Here is a 5,955-nt window from a genome sequence, read left to right on the forward strand (position 1 = left end):
AGATAGACGCTTGAAAAGAGCTTCCAATGTGTCGAGTGAGTATATAGTGGCACAGAGTTAGTTCCCACAATATCACGCAGTTTAGATTTTTAAAGGAGGAGCACGATGAGTAGCGAAATTTTTTTCTCAAACCCGGTTACTGTAGTTTCATATACACCAGGCCGCCTGGACGTATTTGCACTTGGTAAAGATAAGAGGCTCTGGCATCAATGGTTTGACGGCACGAACTGGGGCCATTGGGAGTGTCTCAGTGGTAAAAATGAGCATCGATTATTTTCAGCAGTCTCTTGGGGGCCAAACCGCCTGGATGTGTTTGCAGTTGATACCAATAGAGAAAAAGAGCTATGGCACTATTGGTGGAACGGCGGTTCAGGATGGGGTACTGAAGTTATAGCCACTAAGGAATTGCTCGGTAAATTCGATTCAGTTAGCGCCATCTCTTGGGGAACTTCTCGTCTGGACTTGTTTGTACTTGATACTGATGAAAAAACAATATGGCACAATTGGTCGGACGGCTCTTCATTTAATCAATGGGAATGTCTCAAAAGTGATAAATTTTTTCAATCATTTAGTGTTAAATCTTGGGGGCCATCTCGCCTGGACGTATTTGCAGTTGATACCGATGAAAAGATCTGGCATCAATGGTCTGACGGCACTAACTGGGGCCAATGGGAGAACCTTGGCAAGTAATCAAACTTTTTTGCAAAGTGCTGCAGTTACAGCTAGCCATGATGGCGTCACGTTATACCGCTTCTAGGATCTTTTGCTACCTTACGCATTGGGAATAGGTATTGCCACTTTGTTTCAGTATTTGCTTTAGGGTATTTTCGTTCTAAGGAATATGGCAGATAAACCGTACCATATCCTTTTCATGCAATTCCTCTACATATTCAACGGACTCACTGCCCCACCCTTTTCATCTTTGCCCATATCTCTCGGGTGACGTAGATTATGAAAAACTATATAACGTTTTATCCAGCCAACATAAGATTTCTCAGTTCTAATACTGTAATGTTTAAACCTGATTTTGTCTCGTACTTGGTCTAGTAATTTTCGTTCTTTCATCGTCAACTCCTTTATAAATAATCATACAAAATGTAAAGCTATTGCCTAAAACAACAAATAGCCCTACATATTGTCTTGCTATTGCTTCATAATCCAACAGCACAACATATCTTTTACTCTTAGCTATAAATATATTGAAGAAAAGAGAGAAAGAACCTCTCATTGTGTAAAATATTTTAAAATATATATACATTATTTATGTTAGATATTGGTTTCTATTCAGGGTAATTTATATATTATGTAGGATATTAAATAGTTATGTCACAAAGGATATATTATAGATTTCTACCTATCAATGATTTCAATTATTGGGTTTTTAACCCTTTTCTTTTTACCTCCTTATTTTGCAACACCTAAACCAAAAAGAAAAAAAGCAATTATTATTTTTTCAGTACTTATAACATTGATATTCATATTCAAATATAATTGTTATCATGAAGAAATAAGCAATGCAGATAGAGTGATTTTAAATAACTATCTATTAACCTTTAAAGAGTTTACTATCAAACAAACTTGTGAAAACGACCCAATTAAACTACTTAAGTTAGAAACAAATGATGAAAAAATATATATTACAGCATTATTTTCAGAAGTTATAAACAAACCTCTTAATTATGGAGACCTTCAATATATGTCATATAAGATACGTCAGTATAGAAGAGAAAAAAATTGAGTTAAAGACATAACAAATTCGAGGAGACCAATAATTTCCCCTAACGGGAAAACTATTGCTCACGACGAACGTTATATCTAAAAGCTATGAGAAAATTTAAATAAATGAAAGAAGACAATGTATAAAAGCATATTCATAACAGTTTTAATATTTATAGGTGGTCTTGCTTTAATTGGCATAGAGGGTTCTGATGGTGAAACTGATGTACAGAACTATTTACCTGATAATCCTTATTCTGTATACGTCTATTCTAATGCCAATAAGCAACAATTCGTTGTCATCCAAAATGACAGTATTTCAGATGGTTGCGTTAACCAATATACTATAAATTTATCTGAAGAATATCCTCCAACTTTCATACTAAGCAAAGATAGTATGGAGGATTTTTTACAAAATACAGACAGTGATAAATTTTATAAATCTAACACCTTTACCTGTTTCAAAGATCATAAAATTTATACAAAGACTGTAAAGTCATTTAACAAAACAGAAACATACCACCAACTATATGGTGAGGAGGAATGGGAATATTCTTTTAGAAAAGATTACAAATATAAATGTAAATCAAATGTAGAAAAATCTGTCGATTTATTTCAAAAAAAGCGGGATGTTATCCATACGATATGTATTGATGAAAAACACAACTCTATTCTTCAATCATGGTTTGCAGAAGGAATCGGACAATATCAGTCTGAAGGTAATGCCGGAAAAACAACATTAAAATCTATACATGTCCTCAAGAAATAGGATTGGATTGATAGGCATAACAAATCATTGGAGAGCAATCAAAAATCCGCGGGCGGCTTTTTGATTGCTTATTTTAAACGTTATACATGAGAACCAAAAGGAGATAACAAATGAAAAACAATATAAAGACCGCAAGAATCGTTGGAGCTTTGTTCATAGTTGCAACGGTTGCATACACATTTGGTGTTGTTTTATTAGATCCATTTCTTTATGGTTCTCATTATCTTACTACCGTTTCTGCAAATGAAAATATATTGATTATTGGAGCGTTCCTTGTATTAATTGATGCCGTTGCAGTTGCTGGTATTGCAATTGCGATATACCCTATTTTAAAAAAGCATAATGAAGCCTTAGCTCTTGGGTATGTTGGCGCAAGGATTGGAGAGAGTGTGCTGTTCAGTGTTAATGTGATTGCCACACTAACACTCTTGACATTAAGTCAGGAATTCGTAAAAGCAGGATCTCCGGATGCTTCGTATTATCAGACCCTGGGCACTGTGTTGCTTGCAGCAGGAAATTGGGCTTATTTACTTGGTCTTGGGCTTGTTTTTGCACTATCTGCTCTGATTTTAAATTTTGTATTATATCAATCAAAACTCGTGCCACGGTGGTTATCAGCTTGGGGATTTATTGGAGCCGCATTGGTCTTTGCAAATTTTTTGGTAGAGTCTTTCGGCATGAAACCAGTTGAAATTTTATTTATTCCAATAGCAGTGCAGGAAATGGCTTTTGCGGTATGGCTAATCATTAAAGGATTTAATTCACCAGCAACCATTTCCGTGGCAACCAAAACAGATGTGAACGAAGCGTAAAAGAGTATATCTAAACCCAAGAAAGGTCGTAAAATGAAAGCGATTGTATACGATAGATACGGGCCACCTGAGGTACTTCATATCCAAGAAATAGAAAAACCTACACCCAAGAACAATGAAGTATTGATAAGAGTTTATGCCACTACTGTAACGAAATACGACTATTGGATGCGAAGCAGCACAGCACCTCCGGGGTTTGGTTTCCTAATGCGGTTAGCAACCGGTATCAAAAAGCCTAAACAGCCTATACTTGGTACTGAACTGTCCGGGCAAATAGAAGGCATTGGCAAAGATGTAACATTGTTTAAGAAAGGTGATCAGGTTTTCGGATTCACGGGGATGAGCATGGGCGCTTACGCCGAATATGTTTGTCTAAAAGAAAACGATGCGCTTGCGATAAAGCCGACTAACATGACCTATGATCAGGCCGCCGCTATCCCTCAAGGTGCTTTAACTGCATTGTATTTTCTAAGGAAAGGAAATATCAGGAGGGGGCAAAAAGTTTTGGTCTTTGGTGCTTCTGGGGGAGTGGGCCTTTTTGCAATACAACTGGCTAAACACTTTGGGACAGAAGTTACCGGGGTTTGCAGTACCGCGAAGCTGGAAATCGTAAAAGCTATGGGAGCTGATAAAGTAATAGATTATACGAAAGAGGACTTTACCCAACGCGGCGAAGCCTATGACATTATTTTTGATACCGTAGGTAGGAGTCCATTTTCAGGCAGTGTAAGATCACTAACCAAGGAAGGTTTCTATGTTTTTACTACTTATGCATTATCGCGGCTTATGCGCATAGTGTGGCAGAACCTAACTAGCAGCAAGAAAGCGGTGTCAGGGCTAACAGGAAAAAATCCTGAAGACCTAACTTTTATCAGAGAGCTCATTGAGGCAGAAAAGCTGAAGGTAGTGATAGATAAACGCTATCCGATGGAAAAAGCGTCTGAGGCTCATAGGTATGTTGAATCGGGACAAATGAAAGGGCATGTTATAATTACAATATAGAATAACAAATAAAGGGGTCTGACCCTCGGAACTTATTTTTGATCTTTCCCTCTGCCAGAAAACCAATATTACCCTGACCTAATTTTATACTTTAGGATTTCAGTTAGAGTGTCTAATATCGTTAGCCCTATAAAAAGGAGAGTCAAGTGCTCAATACCAAAACATCTAAACTTTCTTTAACTATTGATGGTGCAGATAAAACCGAAGTGGTTTTACTTCTTCATGGCGGGCCTGGCGTTCCAGATTATTTAGCTGAAGTCGCTGGAATCCTAAGCGATAGGTTTAAAACAGTCAGATTTGATCAACGCGGTGTAGGAAACTCACTATCCAAAAATGAAGAGTATGAGATCTACCAATATCTAAGTGATATAGATTCAATTCTCGAGCATTTGCAGGTTGATAAGATTCATATTTTTGGTCATTCATGGGGAGGTTTATTAGCACAATTGTGGGCCGCTGATAATCACAATAAAGTGAAGAGTCTTTTTCTTTGTAGTCCAAGTTCGGGGACTGGAAAAGTATGGGAAACAATGGAAAAAGAAGTAATGCACTATAATCAGAAAAAATGCACATCCATGGAATGGATGTCAATGGGGTTGAATTCACTGCTTGGATTAATAGGTCTTAACTACGGATACAGGAATGTTTTTAAACAAGTATGGAAAAATTATTTTTTAGTTCCAAATGCAGCTCCCGATGCGAGTGTAAATTGGCTTTCTGGAATAAATGCTACGGCTGTTAATAAGACCAGAAAGAGCATAGTCGCCACTGACAACAATAAACTTGACCGCGATATAAATGGCTTAAACGTACCAGTAATAGTTACTTTTGGGCAGTATGACATATATGGTGAGAGCAAAAACCTTGTTCAAAAAAGGCTACCGAACTCATTACAAACGATATTTGAAAATGCAGGTCATTTACCATGGATTCAGGATGAAGAATTGTTTACTTTAGCAGTCAATGAATTTTATAGTGCCTCAACAATAATGGCAAATGAACAGTTAGGCGCAAGAAACAAAGGTATTTAAATGAGAACAAAATTAATACTTAAACTTATGTTCATTCTTGGGGCTGTCGTTGATGGCACAATCGCAATATCATGGTTCTTGATAGCATCCGGATGGGAAATACCAAACATTCTAAATGGGCATGTTGGATCAGGACAAGATTATCAATTAGCAATGTACGCTGGAGCTATGTTCATGGCAGGGTGGACTGTGCTGTTAGCCTGGGGTGCGTTAAAGCCAATAGAGAGAAGAGATCTTCTTCTGATTACTTCTGTGTTTCTTTTTCTTTCAGTCATTATCGAATTCGTATTCTTTAGTAACATACTAGGAGGAGCAATTTTTGTGTTTGGAGTATCTAAACGCTTAATTTTAAGCCTGTTATTTACTTCGGCCTATTTCTATTCATTAAAAACGAATGGTAGCTAATACTGCGTAGCAAAATTCTGTGAACTCAACCGTTATACGTTTCTGAATAAGCCTTTACTATTGCAGTGCGGGCTATAGCTCGCGGTATTTAAACACAAAACCTGCCTCTTCCAATGCCAGGGGAGATCTCTTTAGAAGCGGTCAATACCGCACTTCAAATGGGTGAAGTCAAACGCTACAGATAAAGCTTAACCTCAATACGGCGATTGAGTTGACGGCC

8 protein-coding genes are annotated in these 5,955 nt (G+C 37.3%); 7 read left to right on the forward strand and 1 reads right to left on the reverse strand.

Annotated elements, in window-relative coordinates; genetic code table 11:
• Positions 1-105 precede the first annotated feature (105 nt).
• On the forward strand, positions 106-690 hold the full coding sequence (locus ABYK33_RS13110) for a hypothetical protein (protein ID WP_373033720.1): 585 nt from the start codon (positions 106-108) through the stop codon (positions 688-690).
• Between the two features lie 192 nt (positions 691-882).
• Here ABYK33_RS13110 and ABYK33_RS13115 read toward each other — a convergent pair whose 3' ends face one another.
• A complete protein-coding gene (locus ABYK33_RS13115) occupies positions 883-1,065 on the reverse strand; it encodes a phage integrase N-terminal SAM-like domain-containing protein (RefSeq protein WP_373033721.1) in 183 nt (60 codons plus the stop codon).
• A 295-nt stretch (positions 1,066-1,360) separates the two neighbouring features.
• On the opposite strand from ABYK33_RS13115, the gene ABYK33_RS13120 reads away from it, so the two are divergent.
• The 6 genes from ABYK33_RS13120 (at position 1,361) to ABYK33_RS13145 (ending at position 5,735) form a co-directional block, all read left to right on the forward strand.
• Positions 1,361-1,738 carry a hypothetical protein gene (locus tag ABYK33_RS13120; protein WP_373033722.1) on the forward strand — a complete coding sequence of 126 codons (378 nt, stop codon included), beginning with the start codon at positions 1,361-1,363 and terminating at the stop codon, positions 1,736-1,738.
• A 117-nt stretch (positions 1,739-1,855) separates the two neighbouring features.
• The gene (locus ABYK33_RS13125; protein WP_373033723.1) at positions 1,856-2,485 is read left to right on the forward strand and encodes a hypothetical protein; all 630 of its coding nucleotides are present in this window, start codon (positions 1,856-1,858) and stop codon (positions 2,483-2,485) included.
• Positions 2,486-2,595: 110 nt separating this feature from the next.
• Positions 2,596-3,297: a DUF4386 domain-containing protein gene (locus ABYK33_RS13130; RefSeq protein ID WP_373033724.1), complete on the forward strand. Its 702-nt coding sequence runs from the start codon at positions 2,596-2,598 to the stop codon at positions 3,295-3,297.
• Positions 3,298-3,330: 33 nt separating this feature from the next.
• Complete coding sequence (locus ABYK33_RS13135) at positions 3,331-4,299, forward strand: NAD(P)-dependent alcohol dehydrogenase (protein WP_373033725.1); 969 nt, start codon at positions 3,331-3,333, stop codon at positions 4,297-4,299.
• 146 nt (positions 4,300-4,445) lie between these two features.
• Complete coding sequence (locus tag ABYK33_RS13140; RefSeq protein WP_373033726.1) at positions 4,446-5,330, forward strand: alpha/beta fold hydrolase; 885 nt, start codon at positions 4,446-4,448, stop codon at positions 5,328-5,330.
• Complete coding sequence (locus ABYK33_RS13145; RefSeq protein WP_373033727.1) at positions 5,331-5,735, forward strand: hypothetical protein; 405 nt, start codon at positions 5,331-5,333, stop codon at positions 5,733-5,735.
• Positions 5,736-5,955: the final 220 nt, after the last annotated feature.

This window comes from Sulfurovum sp., from assembly GCF_041562805.1.
Classification (GTDB): domain Bacteria; phylum Campylobacterota; class Campylobacteria; order Campylobacterales; family Sulfurovaceae; genus Sulfurovum.

Bases quoted from the DNA above. Each gene is read 5' to 3' on its own strand.
- ABYK33_RS13110 (WP_373033720.1), top strand. From the start codon at position 106: ATGAGTAGCGAAATTTTTTTCTCAAACCCGGTTACTGTAGTTTCATAT.
- ABYK33_RS13115 (WP_373033721.1), bottom strand. From the start codon at position 1,065: ATGAAAGAACGAAAATTACTAGACCAAGTACGAGACAAAATCAGGTTT.
- ABYK33_RS13120 (WP_373033722.1), top strand. From the start codon at position 1,361: ATGATTTCAATTATTGGGTTTTTAACCCTTTTCTTTTTACCTCCTTAT.
- ABYK33_RS13125 (WP_373033723.1), top strand. From the start codon at position 1,856: ATGTATAAAAGCATATTCATAACAGTTTTAATATTTATAGGTGGTCTT.
- ABYK33_RS13130 (WP_373033724.1), top strand. From the start codon at position 2,596: ATGAAAAACAATATAAAGACCGCAAGAATCGTTGGAGCTTTGTTCATA.
- ABYK33_RS13135 (WP_373033725.1), top strand. From the start codon at position 3,331: ATGAAAGCGATTGTATACGATAGATACGGGCCACCTGAGGTACTTCAT.
- ABYK33_RS13145 (WP_373033727.1), top strand. From the start codon at position 5,331: ATGAGAACAAAATTAATACTTAAACTTATGTTCATTCTTGGGGCTGTC.